Genomic DNA, 22,556 nt, shown 5'->3' with positions numbered 1-22,556 from the left:
AACCTACGAGAGTTTACAAGACTGGCGACTTAGCTCGTTATCTCCCAGATGGAACCATTGAGTACCTTGGTCGCATCGACCATCAGGTAAAAATTCGCGGCTTCCGCATTGAGCTAGAAGAGATTGAAGCAGTGTTGAGCCAACACCAAGCCGTGCAACAAGCTGTGGTTATAGCTAAGGAAGATGAACCCGGCAACCAGCGCTTGGTAGCGTATTTGCTAGCTCAGGCATCGTTAGATGGCATCATTCACGAACTGCGTAACTTATTAGAGAAAAAGCTACCGGATTACATGATGCCGTCGGTTTTTATGCCGTTGGAGGTGCTACCGCTGACACCCAACGGCAAGATAGATCGTAGCGCTCTACCCGCACCGGATCTCGCTAGCTCCTATCTAGAAAAATCTTTTGTCGCACCTAGCAATCCAGTGGAAGAAGAGCTAGCTAGGATTTGGACTCAAGTTCTGGGTCTTAAGCAAGTAGGTATCTACGACAATTTCTTTGAGTTAGGTGGACATTCACTATTCGCTACTCAGGTGATTTCTCACCTACGGAAAACCTTCAAGGTAGAACTGCCGCTACGCTGCTTGTTTGAGTCACCGACCATAGCTGGACTGGCTAAGGGCATCCAAGAGCTAATGAAGGCAGAACTAGAACAGAAGACTTGCACCATTGAGCGTGTCTCCCGACAAGCTAAGCAATCCCTGTCCTTTGCTCAACAGCGACTGTGGTTACTAGAGCAACTACAGCCAAACAGTGGTATTTACAATACTCCTGCTGCCGTGCGCCTAGTTGGGGAACTCAATGTCACTGTACTAGAACAGAGTTTCAATGAAATCGTGCGTCGTCATGAAGGTCTACGAACGACCTTTTCCCAAACTGATGGGCAACCCGTTCAAGTGATAACCCCAGCCCTCAATCTGAGCCTGCCCATAATAGATATTTGCGATTGCTCAGAAACGGCACGAGAAGCTGAGGTTCAGCGCCTAGCTCGTCAAGAAGCCCAACGCCCTTTCAACCTGGTTCAAGGACCACTTCTGCGATACACTCTCCTACGCCTTGACGAGAAAGAGCATGTCCTATTGTTCACAATTCATCATATTGTTTCAGATGGTTGGTCAATAGGCGTGTTGGTACGAGAGTTAGCCGCACTTTACGAAGCCTTTTGTGACACTCAGCCCTCCCCACTACCAGAACTGCCCATCCAGTACGCAGACTTTGCCGTTTGGCAACGTCAGTGGTTGCAAGGAGAAGTACTGGAAGCCCAACTTGCTTACTGGAAGCAGCAATTGGATAGTAATCTACCTGTGCTGCAATTGCCTACAGTTCGTCCCAGAGAAGAAGTAAAAACCAACCGAGGTGCTACTCAATCTTTCCTAATTCCCGCCAACCTATCCAAAGCGCTCCAAGCACTCTCGCACCAAGAGGGAGTTACCTTGTTCATGACTCTGCTGGCAGCTTTTCAGGTACTGCTACAACGCTACACCCATCAAGATGACATTGTTGTCGGTACTGATGTTGCCAATCGTAATCGGGCTGAGATAGAGCCATTGATTGGTTTTTTTGTCAACTTGCTAGTCTTGCGTACCGACTTGAGTGGAAACCCCAGTTTCCGAGAGTTGCTTAAACGAGTACGGGAGGTAGCCTTAGGAGCTTATGCTCATCAAGATTTACCCTTCGACAAATTAGTAGACGCTCTACAGCCTAAGCGAAAATCGAGCCACACCCCTCTATTTCAGGTGTTGTTTGTACTTCAAAATGCCCCGATGCCGCCTTTGGAATTACCAGGACTAACGCTAAGCCTTCTGGAGGTGGATAACGAAATAGCAAGGTTTGATTTGGTTTTATTTTTGACAGAAACGGATCAAGGGATTGAAGGAAAGTGGCAGTACCATGCTGACTTGTTTGAAGCCGCCACTATCAACCGTATGTCAGATCAGTTAGAGACACTACTCAAGAACATCGTGGCGCAACCTGATGCCAGAATAAACACTCTAGAAATGACCACAGAAACTGAAAAAGAACAACAAGCTGTAAAAAAACAGAATAAAATCACAAAACTCAAGCAGTTCCTGGCAGTTCAACCTCAAGCTGTAGACTTATCACAAGAAAGATTGATAAAGACGGGTTATTTGCCGACCAAGGAAACATTGCCTTTTGTAATTCAACCGAATATTGAAGAGGTTTGTGTAATACAATGGATTAAGAGTAATCAGGAATTAATAGAGAGCGAACTCTTAAAGCATGGCGCTATTCTTTTCCGAGGATTTGATATTAGCTCAGTCTCCGAGTTTGAAAGGTTAGCTGAAGCTATTTGTCCAAGTTTATTTGGAGAATACGGTGATTTGCCGCGTGAAGGAGTCTCTGGCAAAGTTTACCGCTCGACTCCTTATCCTTCCGAGCAGCCTATCTTATTTCACAACGAAAGTTCCCACATGCACTGCTGGCCCAAAAAAATCTGGTTCTTCTGCGTGCAACCGTCTCAATCAGGGGGAGAAACGCCGATAGTTGACTGTAGGAAAATCTTTCAACTACTCAATCCAAAACTGCGAGAAATATTTGATACAAAGCAGTTAATGTATGTCCGAAACTATACCAATGGTTTGGATGTAAGCTGGCAAGACTTTTTTCATACCACTGATAAGAAGAAAGTGGAGGACTATTGTCGCAAAGCATCAATTCATGTTGAGTGGAAACCAGATGGAGGCTTAAGAACTTGTCAGGTGCGTCCGGCAATTATCCAGCATCCTCAGACGGGTGAGTCGGTATTTTTTAATCAAATCCAGTTACACCATGCCTCTTGCCTAAAACCAGAAGTTAGGGAATCCTTACTATCTACATTCAGTGAAGATAATCTTCCACGCCATGTTTACTATGGTGATCACTCCCCAATTGAAGATTCTGTTATTGAGGAAATTATGGCAGTTTACCAAAAAGCTCAAGTGAGCTTTCCTTGGCAGAGAGGAGATGTATTAATGCTAGATAATATGTTGACTGCTCACGGACGCAATCCTTACATAGGTGATCGTAAGATCGTGGTAACAATGGGTGAAATGGTTCAAGGGGCTTAATTTACATCAGTATTAGGTAAAGAGGATCAAGAGCCTGCTTTATGGATTGTAAACAGCTAAATGAGTAGATGTGTATAAATGCAAAATCAAATTACTAAAGGCTTTCGACTTTCTCCTCAACAGAAGCGTATTTGGTCATTCCAACAAAATAGTTCAGCTTACTGTGTCCAGTGCGCCCTTCTCCTAGAAGGTCATCTCAAACCAGAGATATTGAAATATGCTTTACATAACGTTGTCAATCGGCAGAGAATTCTATGTACAAATTTTCGCCGCCTCCCTGGGATAAAAATGCCCGTCATGGTTATAACTGATAGCAGTAGCTGGTCGTGGCACAATATCAATTTGAGTGATTTGGAAGCGGAGGAACAAGACACTAAAATTGAGTCCCTTTGTCTGGAACAGAGATACCAAGGCTTTGACTTGGAGCAAGGAGCGATTTTGCGTTCATTTCTACTCAAGCTCTCAGCCACTACACACGTTTTGATAGTTAGCTTACCTTCCCTTTGTGGTGACGCTTGGACTCTCAAGAATTTGGTCGCTGAAATTAGTAAGGCTTACTCGGCTTACTTACAAGGTGAGGAAGTGTCCGATCCAGTGGTGCAATATGTTCAATTTTCAGAGTGGCAGAATCAGTTACTTGAAGACGACGATGCTGAAGCAGGCAAAGAGTATTGGGATCAGCAAGATTTCTCAAATGCAAACAGATTGAAGCTGCCTTTTGAGAACGAATCTTTGCCACAGTCAACATTTGATCCTAGCTGTCTGAGCGTGACGCTTAGCTCTGATGTACTCGGGAAAATTGAGGCGCTGGTGCAGCAGTATGATACTTCAGCGTCTGTCGTGCTACTAACCTGTTGGCAAATCCTGCTTTGGCGAGTTACAGGACAGTCAGATATTGTCGTCGGCACAATCTATGATCGCAGAGAAGGAGAATATGAACCCCTGCATAATGTACTAGGGCTACTGGCTACTTGGCTGCCGATTAAAATTCACGTTGTACCAGACTTGCACTTCACAGAAGCCTTAGAACTCGTTAGGAAAGCGACGGTTGATGCTGAAGAATGGCAAGATTATTTTTGCTGGAATGACGATAGAAGAACGTCTCAAATTGGTTTTGAATGGGTTGAATGGTCGGAACAATGGTTGAGTGCTGGTGTTTCATTCTCTCTTTACAAGCAGTACACCTGTATTGAACCGTTCAAGGTTAAACTGACCTGTATTAGTAGCAACAACTCTCTGAGTTTAGACGTTCATTACGATACTAATTTATTCTCTGTAGATGCCATTCAACGCCTGTCTAGACAGTTTCAGGCTTTATTAACCAGTGCGATTGAAAATCCAGAGGCGCTCATTAGTCACTTAGAGATGCTCACGCCTAGTGATCGCCAACAACTCCTAGTTGAGTTTAACCACACCCAGATTGATTACCCTCTAGATCAATGTATTCACCAACGCTTTGAAGAACAGGTAAAAAAGACACCGAATACTATTGCTGTTGTCTTTGAAGACCAACAGTTAACCTATGCCCAGCTTAACCAAAAAGCCAATCAACTGGCTCGCACCTTGCAGCAACGGGGAGTCAAGCCAGAGGGTGTAGTTGGACTGTGGGTAGAGCGTTCCCTAGACATGATTATAGGACTCCTGGGTATCCTCAAAGCTGGAGGAGCCTACTTACCCCTCGATCCAGCCTTACCCATTGAGGCTCTAATCTTCCGGTTGCAAGATGCTCAAGTTCCCATCCTCTTAACCCAACAGTCGTTAGTCGAAACTTGTCCAACTCTTGCGGCACAGGTAATCTGCTTAGATACAGACTGGGATACTATGGCTCAACAGAGTGATGCCAATCCTAGCAGTGAAGTAACGAGTAAGAATCTGGTCTACGTTATTTACACATCAGGTTCTACAGGCAAACCCAAGGGTGTGGCAATTGAGCATCGGCAACTACTTAATTATCTGAACGGAATTATCAACCAACTCGACTTACCCAGGGGTGCTAGTTTCGCAACCATTTCCACCTTCGCCGCCGATTTAGGTAACACTGCCATCTTCTCAGCGTTGTGTACAGGGGGATGTCTGCATATTATCTCCCAGGAGGGAGCCACGAATCCCGAAGCCTTAGCCGATTATTGCAACCATCATCCCATTGACTGTCTCAAAATTGTCCCGTCTCACCTAAAAGCGCTTTTAAGTGCATCTCACCCGGAGAAGATTTTACCCAAAAAGCACCTGATTCTGGGGGGCGAAGCGCTGAGTTGGACGTTAGTGGAGAACCTCAAGCAGTATGCACCAAGTTGCCAAATTATCAACCATTACGGACCCACGGAAGCGACAATTGGTGTCCTGACTTATTCTATCGAGGATGAGTCAATCCAACAGCGATCGCAGACTGTCCCCATGGGGCGTCCTCTTGCCAATACTCAGGTTTACATTCTGGACGAGTATTTACAACCTGTCCCGATGGGTGTACCAGGAGAGCTGTACATTGGGGGAAATAATCTGGCGCGGGGGTATCTGAACCAACCGGAATTAACAAACGAGAGATTTATTCCCAACCCCTTTAGCCATGAATCGGAGTCACGGTTATACAAAACGGGAGACTTGGCGCGTTATCTTCCTGACGGCACAATTGAGTTTCTGGGGCGAATTGACAACCAGATCAAAATTCGCGGCTTCCGCATTGAACCGGGAGAGATTGAGTCGGTACTCAGACAAAACCCCGAAGTTCAAGACGTTGCAGTTCTAGTTCGGGAAGATGACTCTGGTGGCAAACGCTTAGTCGCTTATGTTATTCCCAGGCAGGGCAAAACCTTCAATACTAGTGAACTGCGCCATTTTCTGAAAGAAAAGCTGCCTGACTATATGATGCCATCAGCCTTTGTGCTGTTGAAAAACCTGCCCCTAACTGCCAACGGTAAGGTGGATTTTCAGGTGCTGCGTTCACTGGAGATAACTAGACCCGATTTAGAAGATGCTTTTGTGACACCCCGAACACCTGTTGAAGAGTCACTGGCAAGAACTTGGGCAGAACTGTTGAGGCTTGAGCAGGTTGGTGTTCACGACAATTTCTTCGATTTAGGTGGACACTCTCTGCTCGTCACTCAGGTTGTATCTCGTTTGCGTGACACCTTTGCCGTGGAGTTACCCCTGAGCAACTTTTTTGATGCTCCCACTATTGCTGATTTGGCAGTAATCATTACACAAAGGTTAGCTGAACAGACGGATAGTGAACTGCTGGAGAAACGAGATAACGTCTCACCCCAAAAAATCAAGCCTCAACCTCGACACTCCAGCACTTTTCCCTTGTCCTTTGCTCAAGCTAGGCTGTGGTTCCTTGAGCAGTTAGAGCCGGGAAACCCCTTCTATAACCAATCGGCAGCCGTACATCTGCTGGGAAGGCTGAACCTAGCTGCACTGGAGCAAAGCTTCAATGAAATCCTGCGCCGCCACGAAGTCTTGCGAACGACCTTTACTGTGGTAGAGGGGCAGCCTGTTCAAGTGATTGCTCCCACCTTACCCTTAACCCTGCCAGTTGTTGACCTACAGGAACTCCCTGAAGCCGAGAGAAAAGGCGAGGTTCTGCGCCGAGCTACTGAAGAGGGTCAGCAGTCTTTCAACCTCTCAAAGGCACCCCTACTGCGATGCACTCTCCTGCGGTTGGACGAGATAGAGTATGTGTTGCTGTTCACTATGCACCACATTATCTCCGACGCTTGGTCTAAGGGGGTACTTCTTCGTGAACTAGCAATACTCTACGAAGCCTTTTCTATAGGAAAACCCTCGCCGCTACCAGAGTTACCTATTCAGTATGCAGACTTTGCGGTCTGGCAGCAACAGTGGCTACAGGGGGAAGTACTAGAAACCCAGCTAACCTACTGGCGGCATCAGCTTGAGGGCAGCCCGCCACTCTTGGAACTCCCCACAGACCGAACCCGCCCCCCAGTTCAAACCTTCCGGGGTGCAACACAATCGTTCATTTTGCCTAAGGCGTTAACCGAAGCGCTTAAAGAGTTGAGTAAGCAGGAGGATGTCACCCTTTTCATGACCCTGCTGGCGGCATTCAAGACGTTGCTCTACCGCTACACAGGGCAAAACGATATTCTTGTAGGTTCGCCTATTGCTAACCGAAACCGGAGCGAAATTGAGGGACTGATTGGGTTTTTTGTCAATACCTTGGTCATGCGTACCAACCTTGGAGGTCGTCCCAGTTTTCGGGAGCTTTTGAGCCGAGTGCGTAACGTCGCGCTGGCAGCCTATGCTCACCAGGACTTGCCCTTTGAGCGCCTTGTCAATGAACTGCAACTGGAGCGGGATTTGAGCCACACGCCACTGTTCCAGGTGATGTTTGAGTTCGGCAACACGCCAATATCGGCTTTAGCGTTACCCGGTTTGACTCTGAATCTTTTAGAAACGGAGAGCAGTACGGCAAAATTTGATTTGAGCCTGTCGATGAGGGAAACCGAGCAAGGGCTGATTGGGAGCTTAGAGTACAATACCGATTTATTCGACGCAGGTACGATCGCGAGAATGCTAGGGCATTTTCAGACCTTAGTGGCAAGCATTCTCGCCAATCCTGACCAGCCTCTGGAAGACTTACAGCTCTTAACAGACGCTGAAAAACAACAATTGCTAGTGGAGTGGAATGACACTGGGGCAGATTATCCCCAGAATCAATGCATTCATCAGTTGTTTGAAGCTCAAGTAGAACAGACACCGGATGCAGTAGCGGTAGTCTTTGAAGATCAACAGTTGACCTACCGAGAACTGAACGCTAGGGCAAATCAACTCGCGCACCATCTGCAAAAGCTGGGTGTAAAACCAGAGGGACTGGTGGGACTATGTGTAGAGCGATCGCTCGAAATGGTTGTGGGTGTATTGGGTATTCTCAAAGCTGGCGGGGCTTATGTGCCTTTAGATCCAGGGTATCCGCAAGAACGCCTAGTCTTCATGCTAGAAGATGCTAACGTGCCAGTGCTACTAACGACAGAAACGTTGCTGTCACGGTTGCCAGAATACCAGGCTCAGGTTGTGTATCTCGATGCTGACTGGGAGCAGATTAGCCAAGAACGCGATCGCAATCCCATCAGCCAGGTCACTACTCAAAACTTAGCCTATTTAATCTACACCTCCGGCTCAACAGGCAAACCAAAAGGAGTTCAAATTCTGCATAGCGCTTTAGTTAACTTCTTAAGTGCGATGCGCCTGACTCCAGGGCTAACTCAGGAAGATACCCTCCTCTCAGTCACCCCATTATCGTTTGATATTGCAGCACTAGAACTGTACCTACCCCTGATTGTAGGCGCTCGTTTGGTGGTAGTCCATCGTGAAGTGGCTGCTGACGGCACTCGCTTATTAGAGCAATTAGCATCCTCCGGTGCCACGGTGATCCAGGCTACACCAGCCACTTGGCGAATGCTTTTAGCCGCAGGGTGGGAAGGCAGTGGGTCATTAAAAATCCTCTGCGGCGGTGAAACTCTCAACCGCGAACTTGCTATTGAGTTACTCGAACGAGGTACTGAATTATGGAATCTATACGGACCCACAGAAACCACTATCTGGTCAACTGCCTACAAAGTAGATAGTCAAAAGAGTGACTTTAGAGGAGGTGAAGTCATTTCCATCGGTCGCCCAATTGCCAACACGAAATTGTATGTTTTGGATCAAAACCAGCAACCTGTTCCTGTGGGGATTATCGGTGAACTACACATCGGCGGTTTAGGTTTAGCCCGTGGTTATCTCGATAAACCTGAGCTGACATCTGAGAAGTTTATCTCGAATCCCTTTAATAGTGATCCAGCTTCCCGACTGTACAAGACGGGTGACTTAGTTCGCTACAGACCAGATGGTACTCTTGAGTACATCAGTCGCATGGATCACCAAGTAAAGATTCGCGGCTTTCGTATCGAACTGGGAGAAATTGAAGCTGTACTAAGTCAACACCCAGCCGTGCGAGAAACGGTAGTTCTAGCTCATGAGAAAGTGCAGGGAGACAAGCGCCTAATCGCCTATATCGTTACACAACAACAGCCAGCACCTTCTATCAGTGACCTGCGCCACTTCCTGAAAGAGAAGTTGCCCGAATACATGGTGTCTTCAGTCTTCGTGCCACTCGAAGCGTTACCCCTAACTCCAAATGGCAAAGTAGACCGCAACGCTTTACCTGTGCCAGATAATTTTTCCCCGGACTTAGACGTTGCCTATGTAATGCCACGCAATGAGGTGGAGCAAAGGGTTGCCAAGATTTGGCAAGACATTCTCGGTGTAGAACAAGTCGGTATTTATGACAACTTTTTTGAGTTAGGCGGTCATTCCCTGCTGGCAACTCAGGTCATTTCTCAGATGTGTAAAGCCTTCCAAGTAGAACTACCCCTACGCCACCTCTTTGAAGCCCCTACTGTGGCTGACCAAGCGTTTGCTATTCAACAGAAACAGGGAGAAAAAGACAGCCAGAGTCCCAATCCAATCTCAAAAATTGAGCGGATAAATGCCGAACAGGTATTGGCAAATCTGAATCAAATGTCCGAGCAAGATGTAGATTCATTGCTTCAGAAAATGTTAGCGGAACAGGAGGTTAATTCATGAGCAATACTTCAAGACGGCTCACTGAACATTCACCGAAGAAAAAGCGTGAACTTCTAGCACAATTACTCCAAAATAAGGCAACTCAGTCTCAGCGATTCCCCCTGTCTTTTGCCCAACAGCGGCTGTGGTTCCTCGACCAATTGCAACCGGGTCTTTCTGCCTACAATATCGCCACCGCTTTACGGATTACGGGTTCCCTGAATATCCCAGCACTGGAGCAGAGTCTCAATGAAATTGTGAGGCGTCATGAAGTTTTGCGAACCACCTTTACGACAGTTAATAACCAACCATTCCAGTGCATTGCTCCTAGCTTAACCTTAACCCTGCCCCTAGTAGACCTGCGGCAGCTACCTCCAGACGAGCGGGAGGTTGAAGTCAGGCGCAGAGCCAATGAAGAAGCTCAGTACCCCTTCAATTTGGCAGGCGACCCCTTACTGCGAGCCACAATTCTCAAGCTAGATGCAGAAGACTATATGGTGTTGTTCACGATGCACCATATCATCTCTGACGGCTGGTCAATGGGGGTACTCATTCAGGAAGTTGCCGCTGTTTACGAAGCCTTCTGTGTCGGGAAGCCCTCACCCCTGCCAGAACTGCCCATCCAGTATGCAGACTTTGCCGTCTGGCAACGAGAGTGGTTGCAGGGGCAAGTTATGGAAACAGAACTCGCTTACTGGCAACAGCAGCTTAGCAACCCTCCCTCCCTACTTCAGTTACCCACAGATTATCCCCGACCTGCAATTCAGACGGGTCAAGGTGCGACTCAATTTTTCTCCCTATCCCCCAACCTGACTGAAGCGCTCAAAGCACTCTCGCGCCAGGAAAATGTCACTCTTTTCATGACCTTACTGGCAGCGTTTATGACGTTGCTCCACCGTTATACTGGGCAGGATGACATCTTGGTCGGTTCACCCATCGCCAACCGCAACCGGGCTGAGGTGGAAGGAATAATTGGCTTTTTTGTCAATACCCTAGTGCTACGTAACCACCTTTCCGGCAATCTCAGTTTTCGGGAATTGCTGAGTCAGGTGCGGGAGGTCTGTTTAGGTGCTTATGCTCATCAGAACCTGCCGTTTGAAAAGCTAGTAGAGGCACTGAATCTAGAGCGTAATCTGAGCCACAATCCATTGTTTCAAGTCATGTTCGCCCTTCAGAATGCGCCCCAAGAAGACTTGGCAATTTCAGGTTTGACGGTGAGTCCCCTAAGGGTTGAGACGGGTACAGCACAGTTCGATTTGAGCCTAAACCTGGTAGAGACAGAACAGGGATTGATCGGCTCGTTGAATTACAGCACGGACTTATTTGAGTCTGCCACGATTACCAGGATGGTGGGGCATTTCCAAACCCTGTTGGAAAGCATTGTTGCTAATCCTAACCAGGGCTTAGGGAAAATTGGTTTATTGACAGCAAAGGAACAGCAGCAGTTGTTGGTGGAGTGGAATGATACCCATACTGATTATCCCAAAGACCAGTGCATCCATCAGCTATTTGAGGTTCAAGTAGAACGAACTCCAGATGCAGTAGCAGTGGTTTGTAAAGACCAACCGTTGACCTACCGAGAACTGAACGCCAGAGCGAATCAACTCGCCCACTACCTACAGAGGTTGGGAGTAAAGCCAGAGGTATTGGTGGGTATTTGTGTAGAGCGATCGCTTGAGATGATCGTGGGTGTATTGGGTATTCTCAAAGCTGGGGGAGCTTATGTCCCCCTAGACCCCGCGTATCCCCAAGAGCGTTTGACCCATATCTTGTCCGATTCCCAGGTGTCGGTGCTGTTAACTCAGCAAAGGTTAGTGTCAAAGCTGGATAAACATCATGCCTGTGTTGTTTTGTTGGATGCAGATTGGCACGTCCTTGCTCAACAGAGCCAGGGGAATCCTGTCAGTGCAGTTCAGCCAGAAAACCTCGCCTATGTCATCTACACCTCCGGTTCCACGGGAACACCAAAAGGAGTTGCGATCGCTCACTACAGTACAGTTGTCCTATTGAATTGGGCAAGAACTGTCTTGGCACAAGAGGATCTGGCTGGAGTCCTCGCCTCGACCTCTATCTGCTTCGATCTATCCGTGTTCGAGCTGTTTGTACCCCTGAGCTGGGGGGGTAAGATTATCTTGGTTGAGAATGTGTTGCATCTGCCTACTTTGCCTGCAAACCAGGAAGTCACCTTGGTTAATACGGTTCCTAGCGCGATCGCTGAATTACTGAACATTGACGATTTACCTGCTTCGGTGCGTATCGTCAACCTGGCAGGTGAACCTCTCCAGAATGGATTGGTCGAGCGAATCTATCAGCGAGACACGGTTGAGAAAGTCTTTAACCTCTACGGTCCGTCTGAAGATACCACCTATTCTACATTTGCCTGGGTTAAGAAAGGAACCAACAAACTCCCTCCCATCGGGCGACCAATTGCCAACACGCAAATTTATATCCTTGATCGCTATCTCCAGCCAACTCCCATTGGTGTACCCGGGGAACTGCATATTGGTGGTGCTGGGTTAGCCAAGGGCTATCTTAACCGCCCTGATCTGACGTCTGAGAAGTTCATCCCCAACCCCTTCCAATTCCAAAGGAGCAGGGGGAGACAAGAAGACCCATCTTCAAATATAAAGCGGTTATACAAAACTGGGGACTTGGCTCGTTATCTCCCGGATGGCACGATTGAGTTTTTAGATCGCATCGACCATCAGGTAAAGATTCGCGGCTTTCGTATCGAACTCGGAGAGATTGAAGCCGTATTGAGCCAATATCCAGGGGTACGAGATTCTGTGGTTCTGGCTCAGGATGATGGACGTAGCCATAAGCAGTTGGTTGCTTATGTCGTGATGGGTAATCAGTCAGCCCTCTGGCTAGATATCTTGGGGTTAGAACAAGTGGGTATCTATGATAACTTCTTTGAGTTAGGTGGACATTCACTCCTAGCCACCCAGGTTATTTACCGAGTGCGCTCAACCTTGCAGGTAGAACTACCCCTACGCAGTTTGTTTGAGTCACCTGCGATCGCACAATTAGCTGAGACCATTGAAACGATCATGAAGGCGGGGCAAGGACTAAACGCTCCCCCCATTGTACCCGTCCCACGGGGTCAAAACCTACCCCTTTCCTTCGCTCAACAACGGCTGTGGTTCCTGAATCAGGTGGAGCCAAATAACACAGCGTATAACATTCTTGATGCCGTGCGTCTGACAGGTTCTCTCAATATCCCAGCACTGGAGCAGAGTCTCAACGAAATTGTGCGGCGTCACGAAATCTTGCGTACCACCTTTACCACCGTGAATGGACAACCTGTCCAGGTCATTGCCCCAACCCTAACTTTAACGGTGCAGGTTATAGACCTCAAGACACTCCCAGAGGATCAGCAGTCCCAGCAGTCCCAGCAGCTCGCGATACAGGAAGCACAGAAACCCTTTGACTTATCCAAAGCTCCGTTATTGCGAGTGACACTTCTGCAACTCGGCGCAACCGATTACGTGGTTTTATTTACCATGCACCATATTGTTGCTGATGGTTGGTCGATGGGAGTCCTAATCCAAGAAATCGCTACCCTTTATCAAGTCTTCTGTGTCGGACAGTCCTCACCACTGCCAGAACTACCCATCCAGTATGCAGACTTTGCCGTCTGGCAACGAGAGTGGTTGCAGGAAGAAGTGCTAGACACTCAACTGGCATACTGGCAGCAACAGCTTGGCAATAACCTTCCGGTGTTGAAATTACCCACTGACCATCCTCGACCCGCCGTTCCAGCGTATCGGGGGGCAAAACAATTCCTAAGGCTATCCAAAACCCGATCCGCAGAACTCAAAGCCTTCAGCGCTAAGGAAGGAGTCACCTTGTTTATGACGCTGCTGGCTGCTTTTAGCACCTTGCTCCACTACTATTCCGGTCAAGACGACATTGTTGTTGGTACTGATGTCGCTAATCGCAACCGAGCCGAAACGGAAGGGTTAATTGGATTTTTTGTCAACCAATTGGTATTACGCACCCAACTCGGAGGAAACCCCAGCTTTCGAGAGATACTCGAACGGGTACGCCAAATGACTCTGGGAGCTTATACTCACCAGGATCTGCCCTTTGACAAGCTAGTTGAGACACTTAATCCAGAGCGAGATTTGAGCCGCACGCCGCTATTTCAGGTCAAACTTATACTTCAAAATGCACCAATGCAGCCCTTAGAACTTCCCGGTTTAACTTTAAGTCCTGTGGAGGTTGAAAGCACAGCAGCAACCTTTGACTTACTCCTGGATGTAATGGAAACAGACGAAGGATTAATAGGGGTGTTAAAGTACGATACAGAGTTATTTGAGGCGAGTCGCATCACCCGGATGCTCGGTCATTTTGATACGATTTTGCACCAGATTACGACAGTGCCAACAGTCAAGTTGAATGAACTGAAAGAAATAGGCTTTGCGGCAGATAAGCAACAGAACATTGCCAAAGAACAAGCTTATCAAAGCGCTATTCAGCAGAAATTAAATACTATCAAACGCAGAACTAAGAGCAGATAAGTATGCCAATGTTGCAACAACAAGGGTAGCGCCAGCGTCTTGCCACCTCTTTCCTCTTCCAACTAAAATAGGAGCGCTATAATCATGACAAAAACTGAAGAAAATAGCATCAGAACGCTAGTAACTGTTAGACGAAAAGCCATTATTGTATCGACTGATGAATTAATCAAAACAGAATTTTTACAACCCCATGAAAAATTTCCTCTGGTTATCAAACCCGCCGTTAAGGGAGTCAGTTTACAATCCTGGGGTCAGCAAAATCGTGACTTTATCCAAAGCCAACTACTAAAGCATGGAGCTATTCTATTCCGAGACTTTAAGGTAAAATCAGTAGAGGAATTCGAGCAGATTATTGCTGCGATTTGTACAGAAGTGCTGGAGTATCGCTATCGAGCATCACCGCGCACTCAGGTGGGTGGTAGAATTTATACCTCAACAGACTATCCTGCCGAGCAAAGCATTTTTCCGCATAATGAACATTCCTACTCTCCTACCTTTCCCTTGAAAATCTTCTTTTTCTGCATGAAACCAGCCAAAGAAGGGGGACAAACACCAATTGGCAGTTGTCGCAAGATTTTTGATCGCATCGATCCCAAAATCCGCGATCGCTTTATTGAAAAAAAAGTTATGTATGTGCGTAACTTCGGTGATGGTTTTGGTCTTCCCTGGCAAACGGTATTTCAAACCTCAGATAAAGAGAAGGTGGAAGACTATTGTCAGAGTCACGGGATTGAGGTGGAATGGAAAGAGGAAAGTCGCTTGAGAACCCGTCAGATTGGTCCCGCTGTTGTCCAACACCCACACACAGGAGAAATGGTTTGGTTTAATCATGCAACGTTTTTCCATGTTTCCACTTTAGAACCAGCTATCCGGGATTCGTTGTTGGCAATGTTTAAAGAAGAAGATTTGCATACGAATACATATTACGGAGATGGTTCTCCTATTGAGCCTTCTGTGTTGGAACATTTGCAGGAAGTGTATCAACAAGAAATGATCACGTTTTCCTGGCAAAAGGGAGATGTATTGATGTTGGATAATATGTTGGCGGTACATGGTCGTCAGCCTTTTGTTCCTCCTCGGAAAATTATGGTGGGTATGGCTGAACCTTATAGTCCTTAGTCTGTTCTGAGTTGGCGTTAGGGTCAATAGATGGCTTTTTTTGAAACGCAGAGATACGCAGAGGTTTCGCAGAGGTTAAGAGAGGTATTATGGACAAGGATATGATTGAGGGGTTTAAACTTTCACCGCAGCAAGAACATTTAGGGATGCTGCAACGGGTTGATCCGGGTGCGGTTTATCAGGCTTGTTGTGCTATTCAAATTGAAGGGAGGATTGATATCAGTTGCTTGGAAGCGGCTTTACAAGATGTCGTTAATCGCCATGAAATATTCCGTACTTATTTTCCTTGTATTCCGGGAATGACGCTTCCGGTTCAGGTTATTACTGATAGCAAGGTGAGATTAAAATTTTTGGCGGATAATGCAGAAGATAAGAAGAATGTTTCTTTTAATTTACCCTCTGGTAACCTTGAGCAGAGTCCGCTTTTTCATACCTGTTTGGTAAGTCTTTCCGGAGACAAGTATCTATTACGTCTTCAATTACCAGCTCTCTGTGCAGATGCTGTAACTCTTCATAATTTAGTCAGGGAAACTGGTCAGTCTTATTCAGCGATTTTGCGTGGAGATGTCCGATCCGATGAACCGCTGCAATATGCCGATTTTTCTGAATGGCAAAATGAATTACTGAACGCTGAGGAGACGGAAATTGGACGAGAGTATTGGCGCGGTCAAGATTTTTCGGCTCGTTGGGCGTTAAAGCTTCCTTACGACAGCCCTAGTTTAGAAATAGCACCGTTTAAACCGGAATTTATCAGTTTAGCGATCGCGCCCAATTCAGTAGCGAAGCTGGAAGCTATAGCCCAGAAGTATCAGACGCCAATAGCTACTGTGCTGCTAACCTGTTGGCAAACGTTACTCTGGCGGCTGACTGGACAATCAGAGATTATTATTGGTACTGGCTGTGATGGTCGAAATTATGAGGAACTCAAAGGGGCGTTAGGGTTATTTGCTAAGTATTTACCCTTGCGTTGTTGTTTAGCAGAAGATTTGCGGTTCAGTCACGTTTTACAGCAGGTAGATGAGTCTGTCGCCCAGATTCAAAAATGGCAGGATTGTTTTTCTTGGGACTATGTTACTGAGTCGGATGAGCCAGGTGTAGAGGTATCGTTTTGTCCCCTTTGTTTTGAGTTTGAGGACAGATTTATCCCCTATGTTGACGATGAAGTAACCTTTTCAATTGATGAATTATACACCTGTATTTATCGCTTCAGAATTAAGCTCTCTTGTCGGCATCGGGATGATGCTCTGATTACAGAATTTCATTATGATGCCAACCATCTGTGTGCAGAGGATATTCAACAGTTAGCTGAACAATTTCATCAGTTGGTAGACAGTGCTACGAACAATCCAGAAGCAACGATCAGTGAGTTGAATATTTTAAGCGATCGCGCCCGAAACCAACTTCTCGTTGAATTCAACCAAACTCAGGCAGATTATCCTAAAGACAAATGCATCCACCACTTAATCGAGGAACAAGCAGAGCGTACACCTAATAGTATCGCCGTTGCTTTTGAAGACCAGCAACTTACCTATGCTCAACTGAATCAAAAAGCCAATCAACTCGCTCACTACTTGCAACAACTGGGAGTAAAACCAGATGTACTCGTGGGGATTTGCGTGGAGCGCTCACTGGAAATGGTGATTGGTATTCTCGGTATTCTCAAAGCTGGCGGAGCGTATGTACCCCTAGATCCAACCTATCCCCAAGAGCGTTTAGCCTTCATTTTAGAGGATACTCAAACCTCAGTGGTATTGACTCAGCAGCGACTCATTGACCATTTTCCCCAACATAACGCCCATATTATTTGCCTAGACAATGACTGGGAAGCCATTACTCAAGAGAGTAAGTCTATTTCTATTCCCCCTTTGTTAAGGGGGGCTAGGAGGGATCAAACCTTATCCGAACAGGATTGTTTTCCCCCTGAAATGACAGCCGAAAATTTAGCCTATATCATCTACACCTCGGGTTCAACAGGCAAACCCAAGGGAGTACAAATTACCCATCGAAATCTGGTTCACTCCACTAGCGCTCGTCTTACTTACTATAAAGAACCCGTCACCCGCTTCTTATTACTGTCCTCCTTTGCCTTCGATAGTTCCATTGCAGGCATCTTTTGGACACTCTGCCAAGGCGGAATGCTTTACCTGCCGCCAGAGGGTTTACAACGGGATGTGCCAAAACTCATTGAGTTAATGACTCAAAACCATATCTCCCATTTATTAAGCCTTCCCTCGTTGTATTTACTACTCTTAGAACAGGCAAAACTCGAACAGTTAACCTCACTTCGTACTGTTATTGTTGCTGGAGAATCTTGTTCAAAAGAGTTGGTACAACGTCACCTGGATTTAAAATTAGAAGCCTCTTTGTTTAACGAGTATGGACCAACAGAAGGAACTGTTTGGAGTAGTGTCTACCATTGCCAATCTCCGGAGATACGAACTCAAGTTCCCATCGGGCGTCCCATTGCCAACACACAAATTTATCTCCTTGACGCTCATTTGCATCCGGTTCCCATTGGCGTAGTTGGCGAACTTTATATCAGTGGTGATGGTTTAGCTAGAGGTTATCTCAATCAACCGGAAATGACAGAGCAACGGTTTATTCCCAACCCCTTTAGTCACGAATCCGGGGGGCGTTTGTACAAGACTGGAGACTTAGCTCGTTACCTCCCCGATGGAAACATTGAGTTTATCGGACGGATTGATAACCAAGTAAAGATTCGCGGTTTCCGAATAGAGTTAGGTGAGATAGAGACAGCACTAAACCAGCATCCAGGGGTGCGGGAAAGCGTGGTTCTGGCACGAGACGATGTCCCGGGAGATAAGCGTTTGATTGCCTATATCGTGCCGAATAGAGAATCCGTTCCTACTATTTCTCAACTGCGCGACTTCCTCAAACAAACGCTGCCAGAGTACATGATACCATCGGCTTTTGTGTGGCTTAAGGACTTACCTTTAACCCCCAATGGTAAGGTAGATCGGCGCGGATTACCTGCTCCAGATCAAGTACGACCAGAAATTGCTGGAGTCTTTGTTGCTCCCCGCACTTCTGTTGAAGAGAAACTCGTTAAAATTTGGGCTGAACTGCTAAAAATTGAACGAGTGGGTATCCACGACAATTTCTTTGAGTTGGGAGGACATTCGTTACTCACCACTCAGCTTCTTGCCAAGGTACGAGATACATTTCAGGTGGATGTATCCTTACGTCAGTTGTTAGAATTACCAACGGTGGCAGGTTTAGCGGAGAATATCGAGAAGGTTTACTTCACAGAATCTAGTACGAGACTTAGTGCCAAAACGGTTATTGATCTGAACGCTGAAGCCATTCTAGATTCTAGCATCTTCCCAGAAACATTCGGTGAGCCTGTAACTGAGCCAGCTCATATTTTATTAACCGGAGCAACCGGATTTTTGGGAGCCTTTTTACTCCATGAACTCCTCCAACAAACCCAAGCTACTATTTATTGCTTAGTGCGTTGCCAAACCCTTGAGGACGGGCAGAAAAAACTCCAACGTAGTCTTGAAGGTTATCTCCTCTGGAATGAATCACTCCGCTCCAGAATTATCCCAGTTGTGGGTAATTTATCAGAGCCGCTTTTGGGTCTTTCGGAGGAGCAATTTCAAGGAATGGCACGTCAAATTGATGTCATTTATCACAATGGTGCCTGGGTACATCATGTTTATCCCTATTCTGTCCTCAAGGCGACTAATGTGTTAGGAACTCAGGAAGTTCTCAGGTTAGCCTGTAAAACTAAAGCCAAACCTGTACATTTCATCTCCGCGTCCAGTGTTTTTTCAGCCGTCGGCGATTCGGGTGTTAAAATTATCCGCGAACAGGATAGCCTAGATGAGAACAATGTACCTGCTGGTGGTTATTCTCAGAGTAAATGGGTGGCCGAGAAATTAATAGAAACGGCTAGGGAACGAGGGCTTCCTGTCTGTTTTTATAGACCCTCACGGATATCCGGACATAGCCATACGGGTGTCTTTAATCCCCATGACTTTTTGTATAAACTGATCATCGGCTGTATCCAACTCGGCAGTGTACCTGATGAGGATATTCGGGAAAACATTGTTCCTGTGGATTATGTCAGTCGTGCGATTGTCCATTTATCAAGGCAGAAAGAGTCTATAGGCAAGGCGTTTCATTTAGTGAATTCTCAGATTCTCCACTCTAGTCAGCTAATTGACCAAATTCGCTCACTCGGCTATCCTTTGGAGCAGCTTTCTTATGACCAATGGCGCACAAAATTGCTTAATAGTATTCAATGTTCTGTAGAACATCCCTTATATCCCCTAGTGCCATTTTTTCCCGCAAGAGATGCTGAAGCGGAAACTCCAAACTCGGAATTTCTACAGTTTGATGGTCAGAATACGCTCGCTGGACTTGCAGGCACTTCTATCACTTGTCCACCTGTGGATCATCAGTTAATTAAGACTTACTTGGCTTACCTTCTTAATGATAAAATGGGGAATAAGGAATCATATAAAGCCTAAAGTCTACAGTTTTATTCCTTTTTTCAGGAAAACGTAAAAACGATACTCAGGAGAAATATTTTATGTCTGAAGCAACAACTCATTATTCTAGCTATGACCCTCTGGCGCGAATCTACAACGAAGACTGGGCGATTGCAATCCTCAAGGAGACGCTATCACCTATAGAAAAATTGCTGCTTCCCCATCTACCAGAGGGAGCGCATATTCTTGACCTCGGTTGCGGTGCTGGACAATTGGCACAACAACTCCTTGAAAAAGGATATAAAGTCACTGGAATCGATGGCTCCAAAGGCATGTTGAATTATGCTCACCAGAATGCCCCCGGTGGACAATTTATACTGGGTGACGCCTGCTCATTTGAATATCCATCAACGTTCCATGGAGTTATTTCAATTGGTGTCTTGAACCATATCATGAAGTTTGAGGAGTTAAAAAAAATATTTCATAACGTGTATGAGGCATTATTGGAAAATGGTTGGTTCGTCTTCTACATCTATTTGGAAGAAGAATATCAGAAATGGAATGGTAATATGTCGGGTAATGTTAAAGATGACTATGCTTGGGCGGCTCGAAATAGCTATTGTCCCGAAGACAAAGTCGGTCGGATCAATTTAACAGTTTTTCAATGGGTTGAGGAAACGTGGCAGCGTTCAGATACAACTATCCTTGAAAAGTGTTATTCTACTTCAGACGTTCAGTCCGCTCTGTCAAAAGCAGGCTTTACCGATGTGAGTATTTATGATGCTGAACGTGATTTAGCAATACCTGAAAGAGCGGGTAGTACCTATTTTGTTTGTCGTAAGCGGCTTGAGTGAAAGGGCGCACGTCGGTGGAAAGGGCGCACGTCGGTGGAAAGGGCGCACGTCGGTGCGCCCCTACAGTTCTCATCTATTAAACTAGGTGTGCCACATCACTAATCTTTGCTTTGTTGATACTAGGAATTAGAAAAGGAGATAAGAATTTTATGGCAACCCAAACAGAAACTAGCGCTACTGTATCTACCTCAGAGAAAACGCTCCATCAACAGAAGGCTCTAGAAGAATTTATTGCCCGCTATACCCAACGGACGAAAACGTCAAAACAGCTTGCACAAACCTATCGTCCAGTTCTCGCTGACAACAAAAACTTAGGAGAATTCAATCCCGTTTTTAAAGAACTATATTATCCTATTGTGGGCAAACGATCTTTAGGTTCCCGAATTTGGGATGTTGACGATAACGAATATATTGATGTGATGATGGGGTTGGGAATTAATCTCTTTGGTCATAATCCGCCTTTTATCAAAGAAGCACTCTTGGAACAATTGGATAAAGGGATACAGGTTGGACTGCAATCAGAGCTAGCCGGGGAGGTAGCTGAGTTAATTTGTCAACTGACGGGGATGGAACGGGTAGCATTTAGTAATACAGGCACTGAAGCTGTGATGACAGCAATTCGTCTGGCACGAGCGGCAACGGGTCGTACTAAAATTGCCTTATTCTCAGGCTCATATCATGGTCATTTTGATGGAACACTGGTTAAAGCTCAAAGGGTAGATGGCAATTTGCGTGTCGTACCTCTTGCTCCTGGCGTACCTCCTCATACTGTTAACGATGTTTTGGTTTTGGATTATGGGAATCCTCAATCATTCGAGACTATCAAAGAGTATAAACAAGAATTAGCAGCAGTTCTCGTGGTTCCTGTGCAAACCAGTAGACCGGCTTTACAACCAAAAACATTCCTCCACCAACTGCGACAATTAACCCAAGACTTAGGGATAACCTTAATCTTTGATGAAATGGTAACCGGATTCCGCATTCATCCGGGAGGCGCACAGGCTTATTTTGGCATTGAAGCCGATATCGCCACCTATGGAAAAATTGTCGGTGGTGGAATGCCTATTGGTATCATTGCTGGCAAAGCCGTCTATATGGATGCGATTGATGGTGGGATGTGGAATTATGGAGATTCTTCCTACCCCCAAGCCACAAAGACATTTTTTGCCGGTACATTCTGCAAGCATCCCTTAGCAATGGCGGCGGCACGAGCAGTTCTTAAGCACCTCAAGACTCAAGGTTCTGCTCTCCAGGAACAGTTGAATCAACGCACGTCGCAATTTGTGGAAACGTTGAATACTTTCTTTGAAGCTAATCAAGTCCCCCTGCGGTTGGCAAATTTTGGCTCACTATTCGGATCAGCTGCTATAGAAAATCCCTCCTCTGCGGAGAATTCTGCGGCGTCAGGGAGTATGGGTTTATTTCGCTATCAACTACTCAGCCGAGGAGTTCACCTCCTCGGAGCCAGTGGTTACTTATCCACTGCTCATACTGATGAGGATATCGATTACATCATTCAAGCCGTGAAGGATAGTATAGGGGAACTGCGATAGGGAGGGTATTTGCTCAGCTTAAAGGGGAATTGCATTATCCCAGATGTTCGGAATATTTAAGCTGAAGTTCCCCTTTGACTGCAGCTTCATGACTCCTGATCCGGACATCGGTGGAGAATTCTGCGGGGTCAGGGAGTATGGATTTGTTACGCTATCAACTACTCAATCGAGGAGTGCACCTCCTCGGAGCCAGTGGTTACTTATCCATGCTACTACTGCGTAATCTTCTTTTTATCTGCAATGATAGGCTTGGGATCAAAATTTTAATTCATCATGACCAGTTACCAATTTCCAGAGGCGTTCTGGTGGGGAAGCGCCACGGCTTCCTATCAAATCGAAGGTGCAGTAAACGAAGGTGGACGTAAACCGAGTGTCTGGGATACATTTAGCGCTACCCCTGGACGTACCCTGAACGGCGATACAG

At 46.2% G+C, this 22,556-nt stretch carries 8 protein-coding genes; all 8 read left to right on the top strand.

The annotated features are described in order from the left end of the window. The coding region (locus tag ACLFWI_RS08120) for a condensation domain-containing protein (RefSeq protein ID WP_446412521.1) at positions 1-3,068 on the top strand (3,068 nt) is incomplete at its 5' end. A 78-nt stretch (positions 3,069-3,146) separates the two neighbouring features. Next, positions 3,147-9,647 carry an amino acid adenylation domain-containing protein gene (locus ACLFWI_RS08115; RefSeq protein WP_446412520.1) on the top strand — a complete coding sequence of 2,167 codons (6,501 nt, stop codon included), beginning with the start codon at positions 3,147-3,149 and terminating at the stop codon, positions 9,645-9,647. Beyond that, complete coding sequence (locus ACLFWI_RS08110; RefSeq protein ID WP_446412519.1) at positions 9,644-14,149, top strand: amino acid adenylation domain-containing protein; 4,506 nt, start codon at positions 9,644-9,646, stop codon at positions 14,147-14,149. The genes ACLFWI_RS08115 and ACLFWI_RS08110 overlap by 4 nt, the downstream gene beginning before the upstream one ends. An 84-nt stretch (positions 14,150-14,233) precedes the next feature. Beyond that, positions 14,234-15,268 (top strand): TauD/TfdA family dioxygenase, encoded by a 1,035-nt coding sequence (locus ACLFWI_RS08105; RefSeq protein WP_446412518.1) that lies wholly within the window; start codon positions 14,234-14,236, stop codon positions 15,266-15,268. A gap of 89 nt (positions 15,269-15,357) precedes the next feature. After that, on the top strand, positions 15,358-19,764 hold the full coding sequence (locus tag ACLFWI_RS08100; protein WP_446412517.1) for a non-ribosomal peptide synthetase family protein: 4,407 nt from the start codon (positions 15,358-15,360) through the stop codon (positions 19,762-19,764). A 62-nt stretch (positions 19,765-19,826) separates the two neighbouring features. Continuing rightward, entirely contained in the window at positions 19,827-20,579 is a 753-nt protein-coding gene (locus ACLFWI_RS08095; RefSeq protein ID WP_446412516.1) for a class I SAM-dependent DNA methyltransferase, read from the top strand. Positions 20,580-20,728: 149 nt separating this feature from the next. After that, positions 20,729-22,132, top strand: a complete 1,404-nt coding sequence (locus ACLFWI_RS08090; RefSeq protein ID WP_446412515.1) for an aspartate aminotransferase family protein — start codon at positions 20,729-20,731, stop codon at positions 22,130-22,132. A 273-nt stretch (positions 22,133-22,405) separates the two neighbouring features. Then, positions 22,406-22,556 (top strand): family 1 glycosylhydrolase (locus tag ACLFWI_RS08085; RefSeq protein ID WP_446412522.1); only part of this gene is annotated, 151 nt, incomplete at its 3' end.

The sequence above is a fragment of the Coleofasciculus sp. genome, from assembly GCF_046539235.1.
GTDB lineage: Bacteria > Cyanobacteriota > Cyanobacteriia > Cyanobacteriales > Coleofasciculaceae > Coleofasciculus.
The sequence above is the reverse complement of the archived record's forward strand: the minus strand, read 5'-3'. Positions and strand labels throughout refer to the sequence as shown.

Bases quoted from the DNA above. Each gene is read 5' to 3' on its own strand.
- ACLFWI_RS08110 (WP_446412519.1), top strand. From the start codon at position 9,644: ATGAGCAATACTTCAAGACGGCTCACTGAACATTCACCGAAGAAAAAG.
- ACLFWI_RS08100 (WP_446412517.1), top strand. From the start codon at position 15,358: ATGGACAAGGATATGATTGAGGGGTTTAAACTTTCACCGCAGCAAGAA.
- ACLFWI_RS08090 (WP_446412515.1), top strand. From the start codon at position 20,729: ATGGCAACCCAAACAGAAACTAGCGCTACTGTATCTACCTCAGAGAAA.
- ACLFWI_RS08115 (WP_446412520.1), top strand. From the start codon at position 3,147: ATGCAAAATCAAATTACTAAAGGCTTTCGACTTTCTCCTCAACAGAAG.
- ACLFWI_RS08105 (WP_446412518.1), top strand. From the start codon at position 14,234: ATGACAAAAACTGAAGAAAATAGCATCAGAACGCTAGTAACTGTTAGA.
- ACLFWI_RS08095 (WP_446412516.1), top strand. From the start codon at position 19,827: ATGTCTGAAGCAACAACTCATTATTCTAGCTATGACCCTCTGGCGCGA.